Source organism: Streptomyces sp. NBC_00080, assembly GCF_045041255.1.
GTDB lineage: Bacteria > Actinomycetota > Actinomycetes > Streptomycetales > Streptomycetaceae > Streptomyces > Streptomyces coriariae.
The window spans coordinates 106,458-127,295 of sequence record NZ_CP108235.1; the positions used below are offsets into that span (position 1 = coordinate 106,458).

The 20,838-nt window shown below is 72.8% G+C and carries 19 protein-coding genes; all 19 read right to left on the reverse strand.

The genetic code is table 11. The features are described from left to right. Nucleotides 1–106: 106 nt before the first annotated feature. The 19 genes from metF to OHU34_RS00565 all read right to left on the reverse strand — a co-directional run bounded on the left by metF (nt 107) and on the right by OHU34_RS00565 (nt 20,309). Nucleotides 107–970, reverse strand: coding sequence for a methylenetetrahydrofolate reductase [NAD(P)H] (gene metF, locus OHU34_RS00475; RefSeq protein ID WP_405764035.1), 864 nt, complete (start codon nt 968–970; stop codon nt 107–109). Between the two features lie 215 nt (nt 971–1,185). Beyond that, complete coding sequence (locus OHU34_RS00480) at nt 1,186–2,166, reverse strand: carbohydrate kinase family protein (protein WP_142270710.1); 981 nt, start codon at nt 2,164–2,166, stop codon at nt 1,186–1,188. Between the two features lie 158 nt (nt 2,167–2,324). Next, nucleotides 2,325–3,551 carry a methionine adenosyltransferase gene (metK, locus tag OHU34_RS00485; RefSeq protein ID WP_142270711.1) on the reverse strand — a complete coding sequence of 409 codons (1,227 nt, stop codon included), beginning with the start codon at nt 3,549–3,551 and terminating at the stop codon, nt 2,325–2,327. A gap of 72 nt (nt 3,552–3,623) precedes the next feature. Continuing rightward, nucleotides 3,624–3,872: an acyl carrier protein gene (locus tag OHU34_RS00490; protein WP_142270712.1), complete on the reverse strand. Its 249-nt coding sequence runs from the start codon at nt 3,870–3,872 to the stop codon at nt 3,624–3,626. Between the two features lie 31 nt (nt 3,873–3,903). Then, nucleotides 3,904–4,917, reverse strand: coding sequence for a beta-ketoacyl-ACP synthase III (locus tag OHU34_RS00495; protein ID WP_142270713.1), 1,014 nt, complete (start codon nt 4,915–4,917; stop codon nt 3,904–3,906). After that, entirely contained in the window at nt 4,914–5,921 is a 1,008-nt protein-coding gene (locus OHU34_RS00500; protein WP_142270714.1) for an AvrD family protein, read from the reverse strand. Before OHU34_RS00500 ends, OHU34_RS00495 begins: the two co-directional genes overlap by 4 nt. A gap of 61 nt (nt 5,922–5,982) precedes the next feature. After that, a complete protein-coding gene (locus OHU34_RS00505) occupies nt 5,983–6,393 on the reverse strand; it encodes a nuclear transport factor 2 family protein (protein ID WP_142270715.1) in 411 nt (136 codons plus the stop codon). 23 nt (nt 6,394–6,416) lie between these two features. After that, nucleotides 6,417–7,013, reverse strand: coding sequence for a flavodoxin family protein (locus OHU34_RS00510; RefSeq protein WP_142270716.1), 597 nt, complete (start codon nt 7,011–7,013; stop codon nt 6,417–6,419). A 25-nt stretch (nt 7,014–7,038) separates the two neighbouring features. After that, complete coding sequence (locus tag OHU34_RS00515; RefSeq protein ID WP_235034844.1) at nt 7,039–7,749, reverse strand: AAA family ATPase; 711 nt, start codon at nt 7,747–7,749, stop codon at nt 7,039–7,041. 92 nt (nt 7,750–7,841) lie between these two features. Then, complete coding sequence (locus OHU34_RS00520) at nt 7,842–8,915, reverse strand: methyltransferase (RefSeq protein ID WP_235034845.1); 1,074 nt, start codon at nt 8,913–8,915, stop codon at nt 7,842–7,844. Nucleotides 8,916–8,974: 59 nt separating this feature from the next. Beyond that, nucleotides 8,975–10,561, reverse strand: a complete 1,587-nt coding sequence (locus tag OHU34_RS00525; protein WP_142270718.1) for a class I adenylate-forming enzyme family protein — start codon at nt 10,559–10,561, stop codon at nt 8,975–8,977. 577 nt (nt 10,562–11,138) lie between these two features. Further along, nucleotides 11,139–11,753, reverse strand: coding sequence for an NAD(P)H:quinone oxidoreductase (wrbA, locus tag OHU34_RS00530; protein WP_200840146.1), 615 nt, complete (start codon nt 11,751–11,753; stop codon nt 11,139–11,141). A 37-nt stretch (nt 11,754–11,790) separates the two neighbouring features. Beyond that, nucleotides 11,791–12,693 carry an aromatic prenyltransferase gene (locus OHU34_RS00535; protein ID WP_142270720.1) on the reverse strand — a complete coding sequence of 301 codons (903 nt, stop codon included), beginning with the start codon at nt 12,691–12,693 and terminating at the stop codon, nt 11,791–11,793. A gap of 121 nt (nt 12,694–12,814) precedes the next feature. Beyond that, nucleotides 12,815–13,810 (reverse strand): class I SAM-dependent methyltransferase, encoded by a 996-nt coding sequence (locus tag OHU34_RS00540; RefSeq protein WP_142270721.1) that lies wholly within the window; start codon nt 13,808–13,810, stop codon nt 12,815–12,817. Further along, a complete protein-coding gene (locus OHU34_RS00545; RefSeq protein ID WP_142270722.1) occupies nt 13,807–14,964 on the reverse strand; it encodes a DegT/DnrJ/EryC1/StrS aminotransferase family protein in 1,158 nt (385 codons plus the stop codon). The genes OHU34_RS00540 and OHU34_RS00545 overlap by 4 nt, the downstream gene beginning before the upstream one ends. A 16-nt stretch (nt 14,965–14,980) precedes the next feature. Next, entirely contained in the window at nt 14,981–15,547 is a 567-nt protein-coding gene (locus OHU34_RS00550) for a cupin domain-containing protein (RefSeq protein WP_142270723.1), read from the reverse strand. Between the two features lie 36 nt (nt 15,548–15,583). After that, complete coding sequence (locus OHU34_RS00555) at nt 15,584–16,603, reverse strand: type III polyketide synthase (RefSeq protein WP_160160091.1); 1,020 nt, start codon at nt 16,601–16,603, stop codon at nt 15,584–15,586. A gap of 886 nt (nt 16,604–17,489) precedes the next feature. Next, a complete protein-coding gene (locus tag OHU34_RS00560) occupies nt 17,490–18,914 on the reverse strand; it encodes a condensation domain-containing protein (protein ID WP_142270725.1) in 1,425 nt (474 codons plus the stop codon). Nucleotides 18,915–19,316: 402 nt separating this feature from the next. Next, nucleotides 19,317–20,309, reverse strand: coding sequence for a BTAD domain-containing putative transcriptional regulator (locus OHU34_RS00565; protein ID WP_142270726.1), 993 nt, complete (start codon nt 20,307–20,309; stop codon nt 19,317–19,319). Between the last annotated feature and the right edge of the window lie 529 nt (nt 20,310–20,838).

Genomic DNA, 20,838 nt, shown 5'->3' on the forward strand with positions numbered 1-20,838 from the left:
GCGGGGTCTGTCGAGGGGGTGCGGTGCCGGCGGGAGGGGTCCTTGCCGGCCTTGTCGTGCGCGACGCCCCTGGCGGAGCGGGGCGGTGGCGTCGCCGGTGTCGGGCTCAGCAGGACTGGAGGATCCTCGCGCTCGTCGAACGCAGCACGTCGCGGTGGATGTCCAGGGCCGCCGTGGACTTGTTGAGGGTGATGTAGTGCAGGCCGGGGGCGCCTTCGGCGAGCAGGCGTTCGGCCATGGCGGTGGCGTACTCGACGCCGATGCGGTGGCCGTCCGCCGGGTTCTCGCGGGCCGCGTGCAGGCGGGCGGCGAGGGCCTCGGGGAAGGAGGCGTCGCAGAGTTCGGCGAAGCGGGCGATCTGGCGGTGGTCGGTGGCCGGCATGATCTCCGGGATGATCGGGATGTCACAGCCGGCCGCCGCGACCCGGTCGCGCAGCCGCAGATAGTCCTCCACGTGGAAGAACATCTGGGTGATGGCGTAGTCGGCGCCCGCCCTGCACTTGGCGACGAAGTGTCGGATGTCGGAGTCCCAGTCGCGCGAGCGGGGGTGGCGCTCGGGGAACGCGGCCACACCGATCCTGAAGTCGCCCAGCGAGCGGACCAGTTCGACCAGCTCACTGGCGTAGGCGAAGCCCTGCGGGTGTGCCGTCCAGGCGCCCTTGGGATCGCCGGGCGGGTCGCCGCGCAGGACCAGGACGTCGCGGATGCCGGCGTCGGCGTACCGGCCGATGATGTGGCGCAGTTCGGCGACCGGGTGGCCGACGGCGGTCAGATGGGCGACGGGGCGCAGGGTCGTCTCGGCGGCGATGCGCCGGGTGACGGCGACCGTGCGATCCCGGGAGGAGCCGCCGGCGCCGTAGGTCACGGACACGAAGTCCGGGCGCAGCGGCTCGATCCGGCGGATCGCCTTCCACAGCGTGCCCTCCCCGGCACCCGTCTTCGGCGGGAAGAACTCGAAGGAGAACGTCACCGCGGGCCGCCCTGCGCCGCCGGAACGGCCCGCCGGCGGGACCGCCGGACGCGGGGCTGACAGCCGAGGACCCAGCGGATGCGGGACTGCCGGATGCGGCACGTGCCGTGGGGCGGGGGCCGGTTCCCGCACCCCGGTGCCCGCCGTGCCCGTGGTGCCTGCCGCGGCTGTGGTGGCTGCCGGGCCGGCGGCGGGGCGGCGGGGCTGGCCGGGGGTCATGACACGTCTGCCAGGCGGGGTTCGGCGGCGCGGGCCGCGTCATCGCCGTAGGTCCGGCCGATGCGGTCGGTCAGGTCGGCGGCGAGGAGTTTGTACTCCTGGGTGCCGACCGATTCCAGCACGGTGGTGGCCAGGGCGCATCCGAGCCGGGCGGCCTGCTCGTGCGGCCACTGCCAGGCCAGTGCGGCGAGGAAGCCGGCCCGGAAGGCGTCGCCCGCTCCGGTGGGGTCGGCGATCTTCTGCGCGGGCACGGCCGGTATGTGCAGGCGGGGGGCGCCGGCGCGGGCCAGGCTCACCCCGTCGGCGCCCAGCGTGGTGATCCAGGTACCGGCCCGCTGGAGGATGTCCTCCTCGCTCCAGCCGGTGCGCTCCTTCAGCAGGGCGGCCTCGTAGGCGTTGGTGAACAGCCAGGTCGCTCCCTCGACCAGCCGGCGGGCCTGTGCGCGGTCCAGGCGGGCCAGTTGCTGGGAGGGGTCGGCGGCGACGGGGATGCCGAGGCGGTGGGCGGTGGCGGTGTGCCGCAGCATGGCCGCGGGGTCGTCGGCGCCGACCAGGACGAGCTCCAGACCGGTGCGGCGGGCGGTGTCGGCAAGGTCGATGTCCGCGGCCTCGGCCATGGCGCCGGCGTAGAAGGTGGCGATCTGGTTCTGGTCGGCGTCGGTGGTGCACACGAAGCGCGCGGTGTGCAGGGTGTCGCTGACCCGGACCGCGGAGGTGTCGACTCCGGCGGCCCGCAGCCAGGCGCCGTACTCGGCGAAGTCCGTGCCCGCCGCGCCGACCAGGAGCGGGCCGCAGCCCAGCAGGCCGAGGCCGAAGGCGATGTTGGCGGCGACACCGCCGCGGCGCACCTCCAGCCGGTCGGCGAGAAAGGACAGGGAGACCCGCTCGAGCTGTCCTTCTATCAGCTGTTCGGTGAAGCGTCCGGGGAACACCATCAGATGGTCGGTCGCGATCGATCCAGTCACGGCGATACGCACGGCAGGTGCTCCTTGGGCCTGTGGGCGGGACGTTTCCGGCCGGCGTCCGGGGCGGCGAGCAGGCCGGCGGGCGAGGAAAGCGGAGAGCGGTGGGACGGGGTGCCACCGCTCCCCGCCGGTCCGGGCGCCGGGGTGTTCCCGGGGCGCCGGTCCTGCGGTCAGCTCGCGGCGACCGCCGCGCGCAGGGCGTCGGCGCGGTCGGTGCGCTCCCAGGTGAAGTCGGCCAGTTCGCGGCCGAAGTGGCCGTAGGCGGCGGTCTGGGCGTAGACCGGGCGCAGCAGGTCGAGGTCGCGGATGATCGCGGCGGGGCGCAGGTCGAAGACGGCGACGATGGCGTCCTCGATCTTCTCGGCGGCGACCGTGCTGGTGCCGAAGGTCTCCACGAACAGGCCGACCGGTTCGGCCTTGCCGATCGCGTAGGCGACCTGGACCTCGCAGCGGGCGGCGAGGCCGGCAGCGACGACGTTCTTGGCGACCCAGCGCATCGCGTAGGCGGCGCTGCGGTCGACCTTGGAGGGGTCCTTGCCGGAGAAGGCGCCGCCGCCGTGGCGGGCCATGCCGCCGTAGGTGTCGATGATGATCTTGCGGCCAGTGAGGCCGGCGTCGCCCATGGGGCCGCCGATCTCGAAGCGGCCGGTGGGGTTGACCAGGAGGCGGTGGCCGTCGGTGTCGAGTTTGATGCCGTCGTCGGCGAGCCCGGCCAGGACGGGTTCGACGACGTGGGTGCGGATGTCGGGGGTGAGGAGGGCGTCGAGGTCGATGTCGGCGGCGTGCTGGGAGGAGACCACGACGGTGTCCAGGCGGACCGGGCGGCTGCCGTCGTACTCGACGGTGACCTGGGTCTTGCCGTCCGGACGCAGGTAGGGGACGGTGCCGTCCTTGCGGACCTGGGTCAGGCGGCGGGCGAGGCGGTGGGCCAGCTCGATCGGCAGCGGCATCAGGGTGGGGGTCTCGTCGCTGGCGTAGCCGAACATCAGGCCCTGGTCGCCGGCGCCCTGCCGGTCCAGGTCGTCCTCGTCGTGTCCGGTGCGGCCGGTGTCCTGGCGTACTTCGTAGGCGGTGTCGACGCCCTGGGCGATGTCGGGCGACTGGGCGCCGATGGACACCGAGACGCCGCAGGAGGCGCCGTCGAAGCCCTTGGCGGAGGAGTCGTAGCCGATGTCGAGGATCTTCTGGCGGACCAGGGTGGCGATGTCGGCGTAGGCGGAGGTCGTCACCTCGCCGGCGATGTGCACCTGGCCGGTGGTGATCAGGGTTTCGACCGCGACGCGGGAGGCGGGGTCCTGGCGCAGCAGTGCGTCCAGGACGGTGTCGCTGATCTGGTCGGCGATCTTGTCGGGGTGTCCCTCGGTCACGGATTCCGAGGTGAACAGGCGGCGGGACATGACGACTCCAGGAGACGGGGGGTGGTGGACTCACGCCGGTGGCGGGCATGAGCGGCCGTGCGGGGCGCCGGATCAGGTGTGCGCGCCTTTGGCCGACAGCAGGCCGGCCACGCCGGCCGCCGTGCCGGCGGTGGCCAGTTCGTCCGCGGCCACGTCGATGTCGTACTGCTTCGCCAGGATGACCGCGAATTCGATCAGGACCAGGGAATCCAGGTCGAGACTCTCGAAATGGGTGTCGGCCGTCGTTTCGGCGGGGACGTCGAAGTGTGTCTTCAGAACGTCGAGTACGGGCTCGGGCTGGATGCCGGTCCGTATCGTCATGGGATGTCCTTTCCAGGCGTCGTGGGGGGTGTCAGGCGGGGGTGAGCGGTGGCCAGGTCAGGGCGATGGAGCCCCAGGCCAGGCCGGCGCCGAAGGCGGTCAGCAGCAGCCGGTCGTGGGGCCGGAACCGGTCGCGGGCGGCGGCGTCGGCCAGGGCGAGCGGGATGGAGGCGGCCGCGGTGTTGCCCGCTTCTTCGATGTGGGAGACCACGCGCTGTCGGTCCACGCCCAGTTGCTGCGCCAGGCTGTGCAGGATGCGCAGGTTCGCCTGGTGGCCGACCACATGGTCGATCTGGCCGATGTCCCAGCCCGCTTTGTCCAGGACCGCGGCCGAGGAGCGTTCCATCCCGTGGACGGCCCGGACGAAGATCTCCTTGCCGCGCATGTGGATGTAGTGGCCGTCCGGCTGCGGTTCGCGGCCGGTGGCGCGCTGGCGGGAGCCGCCGTCCGGGATGGTGGCCAGGTCCCTGCCGGTGCCGTCGGCGCCCAGGTCGACGGCCAGGACGGCGCCGGCCTCGTCGGTGGTTCCGGCGCGCAGGAGGACGGAGCCGGCGCCGTCGCCGAAGATGACCGCGGTGCCGCGGTCGGCGGGGTTGAGGACGGTGGAGAAGACCTCGGCTCCGATGACGAGGACACGTTCGGCGTGCCCGGCGACGAGCGCGGCGCTCGCGGTGGCGAGGGCGTAGACGAAGCCCGAGCATCCGGCCGCGATGTCGAAGGCGGCGGCGGGGCCGAGGCCGAGGCGGGCCGCAACGTCCGGTGCGGTGGCGGGCAGCGGGTGGTCGGGGGTCGAGGTGGCCACGATCACCATGTCGACGGTGTCCGCCGCGCCCAGGCGGGCCGACTTCAGTGCCCGGTGGCCGGCCTCGACGGCGAGGTCGCCGGTGCTCACTCCGGGGTCGGCGACGTGCCGCCGGCGGATGCCGGTCCGTCTGCGGATCCATTCGTCGCTGGTGTCGATCCGGGCGGAGAGTTCTTCGTTGGTGAGCGTGCGGGGCGGCAGATAGCCGCCCAGTCCCGTCAGTACGGCGGCGCGGGCGGTCATCGGCCGCTCCTTCCCGGGGAGGCGGCGGACAGGGAGGGCTGGGGCAGCAGGTGGCCGACGCCGGCCCGGGCCTGGACGCCGTGCAGGCTGCCGACCACCTCGGCCGTGCGCCAGGTGCCGACCGGGGAGGGCAGCAGCATGGTCTGCTCCAGGGCGGCGCTCACCTCGTCGGCGGGTCGCGGCAGGGCGGGGCCGGCGGTGACGCGGGTGCGCCGCATCCACAGGTTGTTGCTGTGGGCGCGGTCGATGCCGTCCAGCGTGTACAGCAGGACCTGGCCGAGCTGGAGGGCGGCGACGAAGGCGTCGATCATGGTGGCCGGGGCGTCCGGCGGGACGGCGTGTGCGGGGTCGCGGGCCAGTGTGACGCGGGCGGTGGCCCGCAGGTCGTCCTGGTCGTCCGTGCTGACGCGGACCCCGGTGAGCAGTTGCCGGCGGGCGTGGTGGGAGATGCCGTACGGCGTGTGGTTCCAGGGGCCGGCCAGTTCCCGTGCGCCGGCGTAGACGCGGTCGGTGCGGGCCAGGGTGCGGCCGGGGCTGTGCCGGGCGTGCACCCTGGCCGTCAGTGAGCCGATCCGGCAGTCGAGGGTGGTCGCCCATTCCTCGCCGGCGCGCTGCGCGGCCACGAGGCGGCCGCTGACCGGGACCGCCTCCAGGTGGTCCTCGTCGGGGCGGGCGCCGGCTTTCAGGTCGACGCGCTGCACGGTGAAGCGGGCGTCGGGGGTGAGCCCGAGGGTGTGGGCCGCGTACAGGCCGGTGAGCTGGGCGCCGAAGAGCATGGCGTCGATGGTGCTCAGATGGGGTTGGGGGCTCTGTTCTCCTTTGCGCGACCACAGGCCCGGTATGGCGATGCGGGCGGTGGCTTGGATCCCTCCGACGCCTTCGTCTCCCGGCGATACGGTGAGATCGTTCAGGGAGCGCTCGACCCGCTTGAAACCCTCGCCGAGGAACCGGCTGTCTCGCGGGCCGAGGAAGTCGTCTATGGAGGCTAGTTCCAGGGATGGCACAGGCGCTCCTTGTCTCGACGAAGAGCCGCTGTCCGCCCCGCCGTTCAGTGCGGGGGGGTGGTCATCGGGCGAAGGCTTCGGCGATGGCGTAGCTGTCTTCGTACATGTGGTACCGGGTGATCCGTTCGTTCTCGACGCGCAGGTGCAGGGCGTAGCTGTTGGTGAAGCTCTTGCGGGTGGCCAGGACCTCGAAGACGGACTCGGCCGTCACCACTGCGTCGGGGCCGTCGACGAGGCGCGCGGTGAGGGTGAAGCTCTGTGGTCCGGTCAGCACCTTGGGGAAGATCTGGAAGAAGTCGGAGATCTCCGCCTTGGTGGTGCGGGTGCCGGTCCACGGCACGTGGGGGCTTCCCTGGACGCGGAAGTCCACGTGGTCGGCGAACAGTTCCAGCAGGCCCGGCAGGTCGCCGGCCCCGAACTTCTCGAAGAACGCGTCCAGGACCGCTCCGGTGGACCGCTGCGGTGTCGTCATGTCGCCCTCTCGGTGCTTGTCCGCTATCGGTGGGTCAGTGCCGCGCGTCCGGCGAGGAATGCCGCGGTCTGCTCGGCGACGCGCCGGCCCAGGTGTTCGGCCGTGGCGATGTCCGCTTTGTGCACGGCGTCGGGGGGCAGGTCTCCGGGCAGGGTCCCGGCGGCGCCGTTGAAGTACCCGAGCCGGTTCAGGTCGTTCTCGCTCTCGTGGCTGAGGTGCCAGCCCGGGAGTAGGCCGAGGCTGACCCAGATCATTCCGTGCTGGGCGCCCAGGGTCGCGAAGTAGCCGAGGCTGGAGTCCTTGTCGCCCGCCTTGCAGGCGCTGAGGGTGAAGCCCGAGCCGAGTTTGTCCTTCCAGGCCTGGCGTGCCCAGCGCTTGTTGGTCGATTCGGCGAAGGCGTGGAACTTGCCCGACGCCGACCCCATGTAAGTGGGTGCGCCGAACACGATCGCGTCGGCCGTGTCGAGGCTCTCCCATTTGGCGTCGTCCATGGCGTCGACGCTCACCATGGTCATCTCGGCGCCCGCGGCCTGCGCGCCGGCCCGTACGGCCTGCGCCAGCACCTCGGTGTGGCCTCTGCCGGAGTGGTAGGCGACGGCGATTTGGGGTGGCTGGTGCATCGGTGTTCTCCTCGGGGCAGGGGGTTCACGCCCGGCCGGAAATCCGCTCGGTCTCCATGCGGAAGTCCTGCCGGCCGTACTCCTGGCGGGCCAGTTCGATGGCTTCGGCGGTGCTCATGACCGGCGTCAGGCCGAAGATCCCCGCGGTGGTCTCCAAGCGCTGCGCCATGGTGCCGCCGACCACGTGGTAGGGGATCCGCAGTTCCTCCAGCGTGGCCAGCAGCATCGTGTCGATGGTCGCGCGGAACTGGTTGTTCATCGGCCGGTGGCCGTCCGCGGCGATCGGCAGTTCGTGGCGCAGGTGGACGTAGGCGTCGTAGGTGCTTTTGACGTGCTGTTTGAACGCCTGTCCGTACTGCTCGACGACCTGCGCGAAGAAGGCCATCTCCTGGGGGTCCTGTGCCGCGGGGGGTTCCTGGCCGTCCGCGGTGGCGTTCGGGTTCATGCCGTATTTGACCCGGGCCGCCCCGTACAGCCATTCCTGGAGGGAGGAGCCGTCGGAGATGAAGTTGTCCCCCAGCAGTGCTTCCTGCACGGCGCGGCCGGTGTGCCGGCGCAGGGTGAGCTGGAGGAACTGGGGCGGTGTCACCTCCGCGAGTTTCAGGCCGGGCAGGGCCTCGGGCATGATGCCCCGGATCGTCCGGGCCAGGCTGCGCGGGACGCCGGTGTAGTGCGACAAGGCCATCACCGTGGAGGTCTTGCCCGAGGAGTAGGTGCCGGATACGGATATCTTCACGAGTGCTCCAGTGGTGACGGGTCCTCGGGCGGCGGTCCGGACCGGGTCCGGGCCGCCGTGCTCGCCGGGCGAGGGGGTGGCGGTCCGGCCGGTCAGGCGACCTTCGTCGCGGACAGGATGGCCTGGACGGGGATGACGTCCGGCGGGATCTCGGAGGCGTCCTTGGTGACGGCCTTGGTCACCTTGAACCCGCATTCCTCCAGCCAGCTCTGGTAGACCGACAGTTGCTGCGGGCCGCCCTGGCCCATGGCGCAGCCGATGAAGAAGGCCGGGAAGAAGTCGACGTTGTAGTTGTCGGTGTCGGTGATGTCCTCCGGGTACACCGGCACCATGATGTTGACCTGGCCGCCGACCTCCAGGGACGCGTTGACCCCCTTGAGGATCCTGAAGACGTCGTCCTTGTCGAACATGTCCAGGAAGTGCTTGATCAGGACGATGTCGAAGCCCTCGGGGACTCCGTCGAAGACGTCGCCGCCGATGAACGAGCAGTGCTCGGCCACCTGGTGGGTCCTGAAGTTCTCCAGGGCCTCGTTCTCCTTCTCCGGCAGGTCGAAGGTGGTGACGTGCAGGCCGGGCGAGGCCTTGTGCCGGTAGGTGTGGATCGCGCCGAGCCCGGTGTTGCCGGCGAGGTCGAGTACCTTCGACCCGGCCGGGATGTCGACGTTGGCGAAGAACCAGGGGTCGATGTGGGCGGTGACGGTGTTCATCAGGTTCGCCCAGGCGTCCCGCAGGTCTGTGTGGTCGGCGACCGCGCCGTACAGGGTGCCCTCGTCCACCCCGTAGAGCTCCTTGAGTCCGACGATGGTGCCGGAGCGGGTGCTCTCGGTGAGGTAGAACAGCTGGCGCAGCGCCACCACTTTGATCATGTTCATGTAGGCGAGGGCGCGTCGCAGGTCGTTCTCGGCGACGCCGGCGAGGGCGTCGAGGCGGTAGGTGCCCCGGTCCTCGTCGAGGGCGACGAAGCCCTCCTTGACCAGCAGGTGCAGGAGCTGCTGCACGGCGTCGGGCTTGGCGCCGACGGTGTCGCCCAGTTCGGCGGCGGTCAGGCCGGGCGTGTCCCGCAGCGCGCCGACGATCCCCAGCTCGAAGCAGGACAGCACGGTCATGAACCGCGAGGGGCCCACCATGTATTCACGCAGTCGTGCGAGGGTGGCTTCCGGTGTCATTGCACTCGTCTCTTTCGCGTTGGTTGTCTGCACCGCGGGGGCGGTCTGCCGGGCGGGGGTCATGTCAGGTTCTCGAGCCGGTCCTGGAGCCGGCTGGCCAGTGCGAGCCGCTGCACCTTCAGCGTGGCGGTGCGCGGCAGTTCGTCCTGCGGGATCTGGATCGGGTCGGCCAGCTGGGGGAAGGCGGCGACGGCCGCGCGCCAGCGGTCGCGGTCCAGGGGCCGGTCGTCATGGGTGCAGATCACCGGGACCGGCTCGGCGTTGGGGCCCTGGATCACGACGAGTTCGCTCAGTTCGTCGAGCCGGCCCAGGACGAGGTCCTCGACCTCGAGGGAGCTGCGCACCCCGGCGATCATGTCGACCTCGCGGTCGAGCATGTGCAGGCAGCCGAACCTGGTGCGGTAGCCGACGTCGCCGGTGCGCCACCAGTCGCCGTCGCGGTTGGTGTCATAGCGCTCCTGCTCGGCGAAGTAGGTCTTGGCCAGGCCGGGCCAAGCGACCTCGATGAAGCCGGGGTTCTTCTCGGAGGGCGCTGCGCCGTCCCGGCTGACGACCCGCACCTTCGCCGCGCCCCACGGCATCTGCCAGCCGACGCAGCGCCCGTCGACCTTGTGGGCGGAGCCGCGGAAGTAGGCGCGGCCGACGGCGGGCCCGACCTCGCTCTGCCCGTAGATCTGGAAGAACAGGGCACCGCGCCGCTCGGAGGACTTCAGCAGCCGGCTCATCGTGCGGGGGTGGATGGCGTCGAAGGTGCTGCTGAAGTACTTCACCGAGGCGAAGGGCCTGCGGGTGTCCTCGGTCAGGCCCTCCCAGTCCATCAGCGAGTTGGGCAGTGCCTCGATGAGTCCGGGCCGGTGGGTGAGGAACAGGTCGGCGACGGTGGCGGGGTCCGACTCGTTCATGAGCAGCACCGGCATCTCCCGCAGGAGGGCCAGGGCCATCGCCGCGACCATCCGGGAGTGCACGAAGGAGATGTGGATCGCGGCCGTCTCCTTCTTGCGCATCAGGGACAGCAGCTGCCACTGCGGTTTGAGGCGGATGCCCTGGGTGCGGGGGGTGTGCACGACCAGCTTGGGCAGTCCGGTGGTGCCGGAGGTGTGGGTGATCACGGCAGCCTCGTCGATCGGCCGCACCACCGGCTTGACCCGCGGCGCTCCGGCGAACTCGCCCAGCGACCGCGCCCCGGGCCGCGCGCCGCCGACGGTGAGCACCCGCCGGGTCAGCTCCGCCAGCGGGATCTCGGCCAGCGCGTCCAGCTTGTGCCCGTCGGTGAGCAGGCTGGGCCGCTCGACCCGCTCGATCAGGGCCCCGACCGTCGCAGGGTCCAGGCCGGGCGACAGCATCACGGGCACCGCGCCGATCCGGGACGCGGCACAGGCCAGCATCCACACATCGGCGTTGGCCCGCTTGTGGAGCACGATGTGCTCGTCGGGGCGCACCCCGGCCGCCCACAGACGGGCCGCCAGGTCGTCCACCAGGTCGGCGAGCCGGGAGACCGTCAGGTGGCGGCCCGCCTCGGGCAGGACGTCCAGATCATGGTCGAGGGTGATCGGTGTCGACCCGTTGACGGCCGCGGCCAACGCCGGCAGCAGGCCGATGTGAAGGCCGCGCTTCTGTATCGATTGATAGGCCACAGAGCCCTTCATCGGGACTGTCTCCTTTGCGGTGGGCGATGGACATGCGGACTGCCCCCGGCTCGGCGCGCGCGGCACCGGCCCGTATGGCAACGCCCGTACGGCGGGCGCGGCACGGCCGGGGTGCCCGGCGGCCCGGCGCGGCGGGTCGCCGGGTCCGCGGCAGCGGCGATGACGCGGGCCCGGGAGCCGGGGGTGGCGGATCCGGGAACCGGCAGGGGTGAAGCGGGACCGGGCCCTCGGGCGGTGACGGCGGGCGGCCGGCGTTCACCGCGCTCGCCCGCGCTCTCGTGACGGCACCCGGGGAGGGACCGGTGACCGGCACCGCCACGCCCGCGGGGGCCCGGGTGCGGGCCGGGTGTCGAGTGCTGCGGGTGGGGCCGGTCCCGGCCTGGCAGGGGTTTTCGGGGGTGCCGGCGGCCCTCGCGGTGCCGGCCCAGCCGCGGGCGGTCCGTTCGCGCCGGGGCCGGGGCCCTTGTCGCGGTGCCGGGGTGCGGCGCGGCCCGGGGCGCCGGGCCGGGCCCGTTCCCGGAAGGCCCGGGCGCGGGCGGCCGGGCCTGCTGCGGGCCGGTGCTGCGGTGGCCGCGGGTCAGGAGGCCGCGCGGCCGGCCTTGAGCGCCGCCGCGGTGTCAACGACGCGCCGGGCCTGGTGACGGGCGGCCTGAAGCACCTCGTCGCCGGGCGCGCCGGCCCCGGCCACATGGGAGGTGCCGTAGGGGTTGCCCGTGCGGAACTGGACCGGGTCGGTGTAGCCGGGCGGCACGATGATGCCTCCCCAGTGGTAGAAGGTGTTGCTCAGCGCCAGCAGGGTGGATTCCTGGCCGCCGTGGGCGGTGCCGCTGGCGGTGAAGGCCGAGCACACCTTGCCGGCGAGCCTGCCCTGCTGCCACAGGGGGCCGGCGGTGTCGATGAACGCCTTGAGCTGGCTGGCCGCGTTGCCGAAGCGGGTGGGGGTGCCGAACAGCACCGCGTCCGCCCAGCCCAGGTCGTCGAGGGTGGCCTCGGCGACGTCGGCGCTGTCGCGCAGGTGCTGGGCCCAGGCGGGGTTGGCCTCGACCGCCTGCGGCGGGGCCAGTTCGCGGACCTTGCGCAGGCGCACGTCGGCGCCGGCCTTCTGCGCGCCCTCGGCGACGGCCTGCGCCAGGGCGTGCACGGTTCCGGTGGAGCTGTAGTAGATGACGGCGACGTTGACGGGTTCCACAATCGTTTCCTTCTCTCGGCTGTCCGCCGGGCGGGGGCCGTCAGCGGTGGTCGGACACCAGCAGGATGTTCTCGACCCGGGGCTGCCACCGGTAGTACGACTGGAGCTTGTGGTACTCACCCTTGGGCGACGATGTGATCGCGTAGACGAACTGGCGGTCGTCGGTGCTGTAGGGCGCGTTCTTCACGAAGTGCTCAATCTTCGGCTCGATGCGCACCGGCAGGGTCGTGGGGTCCGGTGTCATGGCCGCGATGGTGATCCGCTCGACCTTCGGCGATTCCCAGCTCAGGGTGGCGTAGATGCCGAAGGCCCGCGTGCCGAGCCGCAGGAGCCGCTCGCTGGGTTCGGCCAGGCCCGCGTCGCGCAGGATGGAGGTGATTCCCTCGGCCCGGAAGACGTCGGCGGGTGCCGCGCCGAAGTACAGGTTCAGTGACCGGTTGGGGTAGTCGATGCCGACCAGGCTCACCCGGTCGGCCAGTGCGTAGCGGGTGAAGAAGTCGAGGTTGGCGGCCACGCTGTCGGGCAGCGAGGGCAGTTCGGCCAGCCGGGACAGCGATTGCAGGTCGTCGGTCGGGAAGAACGACCAGGTCTTCTTGAAGCCGCCGACGACGCCGAAGTCGATGCCGCTGCTCTGGACGGGGAACGCGCGGTGCAGTTCTTCCAGCAGGTTCCCGACGGGGTGGGCCGTCTTGGGGGTCAGGCCGTTCGACAGGGCGGCCGCGTAGGGGTCGAGGTCCTTGGGGAGCATGGTGAAGCGGCAGTCGAAGTCTCCTGCGTTGCGCTCCCCCGTCGCCACTCTGAAGGCCACGACGGCCTGGGCGAGGGTGTCTCCGTACGCGGTCAGGATCGGCCAGACCGTCTCTCGCGAGCAGGTGACGCCCGCCAGCCGGGACGATTCCTCGATGACGGCGTAGAGACCTTCCAGCTCGGTGTTTTCCGACATACATCCCCACATTCGGTTACGGGCACGGTGTGCATCGGGGCGCGCGGTGAGGCGTTCAGGATCTGAGCGCGTGGCTCGCGGGCCGTGGCGGTCCTGGCGGGTGGGCAGAGCCGGCTCGCTGTTACCGGGCGACGACCAGGGTGGCGGGCGGCGCGGAGTGGAACGAGACGTCCGTGAAGCCGGCCTTGATGAGCCAGTCGCGGTAGTCGGCCTGCCGCCAGGTGCCTCCCTGCTTGCTCTTGAGGAGCATCTCCGAGGCGAAGATCAGCGGGAAGGCGGGGCCGCCGCGGTCGTCGTCGACGACGTAGTCGCAGACCACCAGGGCGCCGCCGGGCCGCAGGGCCTGCCGCAGCCGGGCGAAGACCGCGATGTTGTCCTCGGGGCTTTCCTGGTGGGCGATGTGGGAGTAGAGCGCGATGTCGTAGGCGGCGGTGCCGAAGTCGGTGGTGTGGAAGTCGCCGTCGATGCAGGTGAACCGGTCGGCCACGCCGCGTTCGGCCAGCAGCCGGCGGGCGATGGCGTTGATCGGTTCCCAGTCGAGCTGGGTCGAGCGGGCGGCCGGGTTGGCCTGGAGCCAGACGCCCGAGTAGATGCCCGATCCTCCGCCCACGTCGAGGATGGAGATCTCGCCGGCCCCGGCGAGCCCGAGCACCTCGGCGGCGACGGTGGCGGCGGGCACCGACTGGGCGGCGATGGCCGGGACGACCTCTTCCCAGTGCGGGTTGTCGGCCACCTCGGTGGCCGGGTCGCTGACCGGTCCCCCGGCGCGGACCACGTCGGCCAGGTGGACCAGGCTGCCCATGTGCTTCAGCTTGAGCTGGGCGAAGCTGCTCAGCGAGGCGGGTTTGCCCTCGACGAGGTAGGCGGACGCCTCGGGGGTGTTGCGGTAGCGGCCCGCGTGCAGTTCGACCAGGCCCACACCGACGAGCCCGTCGAGGAGGGTCTGCGCGCCCCGTTCGGAGATGTCGGCGCGGGCGGCCAGCAGGGCGGCCGTGTCAGCGCCGTCGTCGAGGTGGGTGAAGAGCGAGTGGGCGGCCGCGGCGCCCAGGACGCCGGTGGCCCAGTATCCGTTGATGAGCCGCAGGACGCTGTCCGGTGTCGGCTGGTTGTCGGTCATGCTGCCCCTCCTGGAGCCCGGGTGGCCGTCGCGTGGGTGCGCACGGCGCTGCGCAGGGCGCGGACGACCTGTTCAACCTGGTCCGCGCCGAGTTCCGCGTGCATGGGTATGGCGAGGTTGCGGCGGAAGAGGTCCGCCGAGACGGGGCAGGTCTGCTTCGACTCGAAGACGGGCTGCACGTGGGTGGCCCAGGTGCCGTGTCCGCAGCCGATGCCCTGGGCGCGCAGTTCGGCGGCGACCGCCGCGCGGTCCACGCGCGCGTCCAGGGTGACCATGTAGGACTGCCAGGCATGGGTACGGTCCTCGGGCACGTGGGGCACCGTCAGCAGGTCTTCGCCGACGAGGAGTTCGCCGTAGCGGGCGGCGACGGCGGCGCGGCGGTCGAGGAGTTCGCCGATCCGGCCCAGCTGGACCTGGAGGATCGCGGCGGCGATGTCGGAGAGTTTGAAGTTGTAGCCGATCTCGGTGAATTCGGGGATGGGCAGGCCGACGACGTTCGCGATGTCGAAGATGCTGCCGATGCCGAAGGAGGAGCGCAGCCGGGCGTCGGCGGCGATCTTCGGGTCGGCGGCGAGCAGGGCGCCGCCCTCGCCGCTGGTGGCGCCCTTGCGGCCGTGGAAGGACAGGCAGCCCACCTCGGCGAGGGCGCCGGCCTCGCGGCCCTGGTAGGTGGCACCGACCGCGCAGGCGGCGTCCTCGACGAGGAACAGGCCGTGGCGGTCGGCGATCTGCTGGAGCGGCGCGTAGTCGGCGGGCAGGCCGACGGTGTCGACGGCGATCACGCCGACGGTGCGGGCGGTGACCAGGTCGGCGACCGCCTGCGGGTCGACGGTGCCGGTGTCGGGGCGGACGTCGGCGAAGACGGGGACCGCGTCGAGGTAGCGCACGGCGTGGGCGGGGGCGGGGAAGGTGTAGTCGGCGACGATCACCTCGTCGCCGGGCTTGACGCCGAGGGCGAGCAGCGACAGGTGCAGTGCGGCGCCGCAGTTGCTGACCGCGACGGCGTCGGCGACGCCGTACTTGTCGGCGAGCTGGGCTTCCAGGGCCTTGCCCCGGGGGCCCTGGCCGGCCGGCCAGCCGGAGGCGAACACCTCGGCGACGGCGGCCAGTTCCTGTTCTCCCAGGCTGGCGTGGACCAGGGGGATCGATTCCATCGTCTGTCGTCTCCCGTCAGGCGCCGGGCCCGGCGGCCGGCAGCGTGGAAGGTGCGGGTGCGGCTGCGGGGGGTGTGTAGCGCAGCGGGGTGATCTGGCTGACGTCGTAGCGTTTGCGCATCTCCTCGACGGCGGCGGGGTCCACCGAGGTGCCGCGGGACCAGATCTCGGCGATCTCCTCGAAGTAGAGCTCGTGGTCGGGTGAGGGGTAGCTCTGGAAGAGCATCCGGGCGGGTTTGTCCGTGGCGTTACGGAAGGCGTGCGGGGTGCCGGGGGGCACGAACATGCAGGCGCCCTCACCGGCGCGCACGACGCGGTCGCCGCCGGGGGACTCCCAGTCGTGCCAGGTGTCCTGGCTGCGCCGGGCCGGTTCGAAGGCCAGCAGGTCCAGTTCGCCCTCCAGGACGTAGAAGAACTCCTGGGAGTGGCTGTGCACGTGCGCCCCGACGTCGAATCCGGGCGGCACGACCACCTCGAAGATCGATATGGAGGAGCCCTGGGCCTCGGTGGCCTTGAAGGTGACTTCCTGCGCCGGGGTGATCAGCTTGCGCCCCGTGCCCGGGGGGAGGATGAGGTCGGTCATACGCTTCGCTTCCTTCAACGGTGCGTGCCGGGGAGGTCAGCCGATGCTGCGCGGGCTGTCGCCGTCGGCCCAGGTGCCCAGTGCCATCTCGGCGGTGATGCCGGGGCCGAATCCCGCGATCAGACCGGTCGCGCCGGGAGCGGGGGTGTCCTCCTCGAACAGCCGGCGGGCGGCTTCGAGTACGACGGCGCTGGCGATGTTGCCGTACTCGCTCAGGGTCGACCAGCTGTGGCGGAACACGTCGCGGTCGACTTCGAGGAACTTGGCGAGGTCGTCGAGGATGCGCGGTCCGCCGGCGTGGATGATGTAGAAGTCGAGCTTGCCGGCGTCCCAGCTGTGGTCCTTGGCCAGCTCGCGCAGGACCGGGGCGAGGGGTTCCATCGTGCCGGGCACTCGGCGGTCCAGCTGGAAGTGGAAGCCGGTGTCGCGCACCGCGTAGGAGATCCAGTCCTCGGTGTTGGGGATGAGGTAGGAGGCGTTGCGTTCCAGTTCGATGCCTGTGCCGCCCAGGCCCCGTACGACGGCGGCGGCGACCGCGTCGCCGAACAGGCCGTCGGACAGCAGGGATCCGATGTCGTCGGCGGTGGGCTGGTAGCACAGCGAGCACAGTTCGCAGGAGACGATCAGGACGTTGCTGCCGGGGTGGGCCAGGCAGAAGTCGTGGGCGCGGTTGATGGCCGCTCCGCCGGCCGCGCAGCCGAGCTGGGAGATGGGGATCTGCCGGGTGTCGAAACGCAGGCCCATCTTGTTGATCAGCCAGGCCGTCAGCGACGGCATCAGGAAGCCGGTGCACGAGACGTAGATGATGGCGTCGATGTCACGGGCGGTCAGTTCGGCGTTGGCCAGGGCCTGTTCGATGACCTCGGGGCAGCGCTTCTTCGACTCGAGCTCGTAGATGCGGTTGCGTTCTTCGAAGCCGGGGTGGTGCAGGGTCTGCTCGATGGGCTGGACGATGTGCCGCTTCTTCACGCCCGTGTTGCGGATCAGGCGCAGTGCCAAGGGCAGCTGCGGCTTGCCGACATGCGCCTTTTCGGCAAACTCCAGAGTCTCTTCCATTGTGATGACATGTTCCGGCGCGCTCATCGCCGGTTTGCATAGCCTCGGCATATCTGGAATCCACTTCTTTCGGAGTCTCGGCAGCAGGGGCAGGAGGACGTTGAGCTGGGCCCCGGCCCGTCAGCCGGCGGGTGGCCGCCGACGGGTCGGGCGGTACGCCCGCGGTGTCCCCTCCGGTCGAGGGGGGCGGGCCGTCGCGTCACGCCGCGGGTGCGCCGGGCCCACGGGGCCCAGCGACAAGGACGCTCCTTCCAGGGCCCCGTCAGGGCGGACAGCAGGCGGCCGCTGCCGCGGGCCGGCCGGGCACACGGCAGGCGGGCGGGCCGCAGACGGCAGGCAGCGGCGGACCGGTGTGCCGTGCGCGGCTCGCCGCCGGGGCCGTCCGCGGATGCGGGATGAGCAGTCGGCCGCCGGACAGGTGTGGGGGCGTTGTTGGAGGGCGTGCGCGGCAGGGGGCGGCCGGCGGACGGTGTCCGCACCGGCGGGGGCGGACACCCGGCCGCGGGAGGCTACCGCCCCGCACGGCCCGGTCGTGCGGAAGGAGGCGCCGCCCGCCGGGGATGCCGCCGGCGGCCGCGGGCCGGGAAAGAAGTTCGCCCCGCATGTACGGGCGGGGCGGAGAGGACGCCCGACTCCCGGCCGTGCGACTGTTTTCGGGCAGGAAAGGCGTGCGGAAATCGTGACACGGGGTGAAGCCCCCACGCCAGGAACATCGCCAGTGACGCGGGTCACATGTCAGAGGGACTTTCCGCCGCCGGACACGGCGAAACGCCCCGCCCGGTGCCCGGGGACGCAGCGCCCCGGGCAGGAGCACGGCGTCCCCGGCCCGGGTGCGGTGACTCCCGCCGGGGCGGGTGCGCGGGCGGTGGTCCGTACGCGGGGTCCGTCAGTGCCCGGCGCCAGGGCGGTCCGGGGCGGCCCGGGGCAGTTCGTCCCCGCCGAGCAGTTCCAGCACCTCGGCGACGGTCTCGGCGCCGTCGAAGGCGGACAGACGGCGCAGCAGCCGGGCGCACTGGCCGGCCAGCAGGGCCGCGTCGGCGTCGCGGATACGGGCCCGGTCGTGGACGACGGTGAGAAGCCGTGAGCCGTCGGCGCCGTCCCGCACGAGCAGGGCGAGGGGCAGCAGGGAGTGCGAGCCGCGGGCGTGGCAGTGCCCGTAGCGGATGCCGGCGTCGGCGAGCCGGGCTTGCAGGGCGGGCAGCGGGCGCGGGGCGGGTTCCAGGCAGACCAGGCTCTCCAGGGGGCGGTCCGGGCGGCCGGTCCACTCCTGGATCTGCCCGGCGCACACCCATTCGTAGGCCGCCATGTCCAGCGCCCGGTCGCGCAGGGCCGCCAGCAGCGCGCCGACCGGCTGGCCGGCCTCGACCTGGACGGTCATCGGCAGGCAGCCGCGCATCGGTCCCACCAGCCGCTCGGCGCAGTCCAGGGGGATGCCGCGCCCGGAGACGGTGACGCCGAAGCCCACCGGGACGGGTCCGCTCGCCTGCGCCGCGCGGTACAGCAGCAGTGCCCACGCGGCGTGCAGCACGCTGGAGTCCGGCAGGCCCCGGCCGGCCGCCCACCGGTGCAGCCGGGCCGCCTCGGCGGTGGACAGCCGGGCCTCGGCGCGGCCGTGGCCGTGCTGGCGGGTGGGCGGGCCGGGCAGCGCGGGCAGCACGGCGGGCGGGTCCGCGGGCAGGGCCCGGCGGAAGAAGTCCCGTGCCGCGGTGGCGTCCTGGCACTCCAGCCAGTGCGTCCAGTCGCGGACGTCGGGGCGGCGTTCACCGCCGGGCAGCACGCCGCCTCCGAGGTAGGCGCGACTGAACTCGTTCCGCAGGACGGACACGCTCAGGGCGTCCAGCAGCCCGTCGTGGAAGGTGAGCAGGACCCGGGTGACGCCGGGGGCGCCGGTGTCGACGAGGGTGACGCGCAGGGGGCCGGGGCGGCTCAGGTCGAAGCCGTGCAGCCGGTCCTGCTCCAGCAGTTCGTTCCAGTCGACGGTGCCCGCGCGGTGGCGTACGACCTCGGCGCGTGCGTGCAGGTGGAAGACGAGGCGGGGCTGGGGGGCGCATTCGAAGGCGGCACGGAGAATCGTTTCTCTGTCCATGACGGACTGCCAGGCAGCCGTGAACCGCTCGGTGTCCAGCGGCCCGTACCAGCGCCACCAGGCCTGTTCCACGTGCCGGCCGGTGTGCCGGTTCACGACGGAGTCCAGCAGCGCCTCGCAGCGGTGCCGGGCCGCGGGCACGGGCGGCCGTGCCGTGCGGGCGGGCGCTGTGGGGCGGCGGTCGGTACGGATCCACGCACGGCGCCGGCGGCTCGACCTCGCCATGTCTCGTTCTCCTCGCAGTCACTGCCGCGCCCGGGCCGGGACCGCAGGTCACAGGATTCCCGGAAAGCGGCATACCCGGGTGTGGCACTCCCGGGCGCATCATGCAGGACTCCCCCGTCACCGCCCTGACGGAACGGCGACACGGCTCGAGAACCCCTCGCGAACGCCTGGGGGACGGCTGGAGCCGGACGGCTCCCGCCAGGGCGAGGGGAGGGCGTCCGGCGGGCGGACAGGCGGGGTGCAGGGAGGCGCGGCGTGGGACGGGCCCGGATCCGGGAGGGGCGCGGAGGCAGGACGGGCCCGGAGGCGGCGGCGCGGGGTAGGGGCGCGGGACGGGCGCGGGGGGAGGCCTGCCCGCAGCGCCGCGCGTCCGGCCGGCCGGGCCGGTGCCGTGGTGAAGGGTCAGGGCAGGCCGGACGTCTCGCGCTGCGTGAGGCGTTCGAGGCGGCCGAGCAGGTCCTGCTGCTCCCGGGCGAGCCGCTCGACGCGCCGGCGCAGCCAGGCGACCTCCTCCCGCAGCAGCGTCATGTCGCTGTCGTCGTCCGGGGCGCGGCCCGGCACGCCGTCGGCGGGGCCGGTCGCCGGCTCCGGCCGCACCGGCAGGTCGGCGCCGGTGCTGCCGGCGGTGTCGGGGCCGGGATGGTGCAGGATGGCCTGCATCCGGTGGTGCAGTGCGGGTCCCGGCTGGATGCCCAGGTCGTGGACGAGCGTGCGGCGCGCCCGTTCGTAGGTGAGCAGTGCCTCCGCCTGTCGGCCGCACCCTTGCAGCGCACTCATCAGCAGCTCGTAGAACCGCTCGCGCAGCGGGTGGGCGATCGTCAGTTCCTCCAGCTCGCCGGTGATCTCGCGTCCGCGCCCCGTGCGCAGGCACGCGTCGTACAGGGCTTCCAGGGCGACGAGTCTGCTCTCCTCCAGCAGGGCGGCTTCCGCCGAGCAGATGGCGCCGCGGCCGCTGCCCTGCAGGGCCGGGCCCCGCCACAGGACGAGGGCCTCGCGCAGCAGGCGGGCCGAGCGGGCGGGGTCGGCGGCGAGCAGCACACGGCCTTCGGCGGCCAGGCGGGTGAAGCGGCGCGCGTCGGTGTCGGTGCCGCCCAGCCGCAGGACGTATCCGGTGGGGCGGGTCACCAGCCCCTCCTGGCCCCGCGTGTCCGGGCCGGGCGCGGGGGCCGGCAGCAGCCGGCGCAGCCGGGCCACATGGGCGTGCAGGGCGTTGGCCGCGTTCGCCGGCGGGTGCTCGCCCCACAGCTCGTCGACGAGGCGGTCACAGGGCACGACCTGGCCGGCCTTGGCCACCAGCGCGCCGAGCAGGGCGCGTTGCTTGGCGCCCACGGGCACGACCCTCTGGCCGGTGCGGTCGTCGCAGACCTGCACGGAACCCAGAATCCCAAACTCCATGCCGTCCTCGCACCGCAACGTCCGACGAGATTCCCGGCAGGGTAGTCGGCGCGCCGGGCGAATACAGGAGCGGACGGCGGACGGCGGGCCCCGCGTGGACCGTTCCTCCAGGAAGCCTCGACTCCGGCTGCCCGTCGGCCGGTTGGGCCAGCCCCCCAGCCGCGCCGGGCGGGGTGTGGCGGGGCTTCATCGCCGTAACGCGTGGCGCATGGCACGTGCGTGGCGTGTGCACGGCGTGTGGCACATGGCCGGGGCGTGCGTGACGCGTGGCCGGGGGCGTGCCGGTGCCGCCGCGGCGGGCGGCCGCGTTCCCGCGCGCGCCGGGCTCGTGCGGGGTGTTCCCGGCAGCGGCGCCACGCGCCGGGTGCCGGACTGCCGCCCGCACGGTCCGGGCCGGCGCCCGGCAGCCGCGCCACGCGGTGTACGGGAGGCGGTGCCGTGTGCGGCGGGTGTGCGGTGCCGGGCGTGCGGCCGCGGGTGGGTCCCGGTGCCCGGCCGGGCCGGGCGGGGCCCGGGCCGGCCGTGGCGC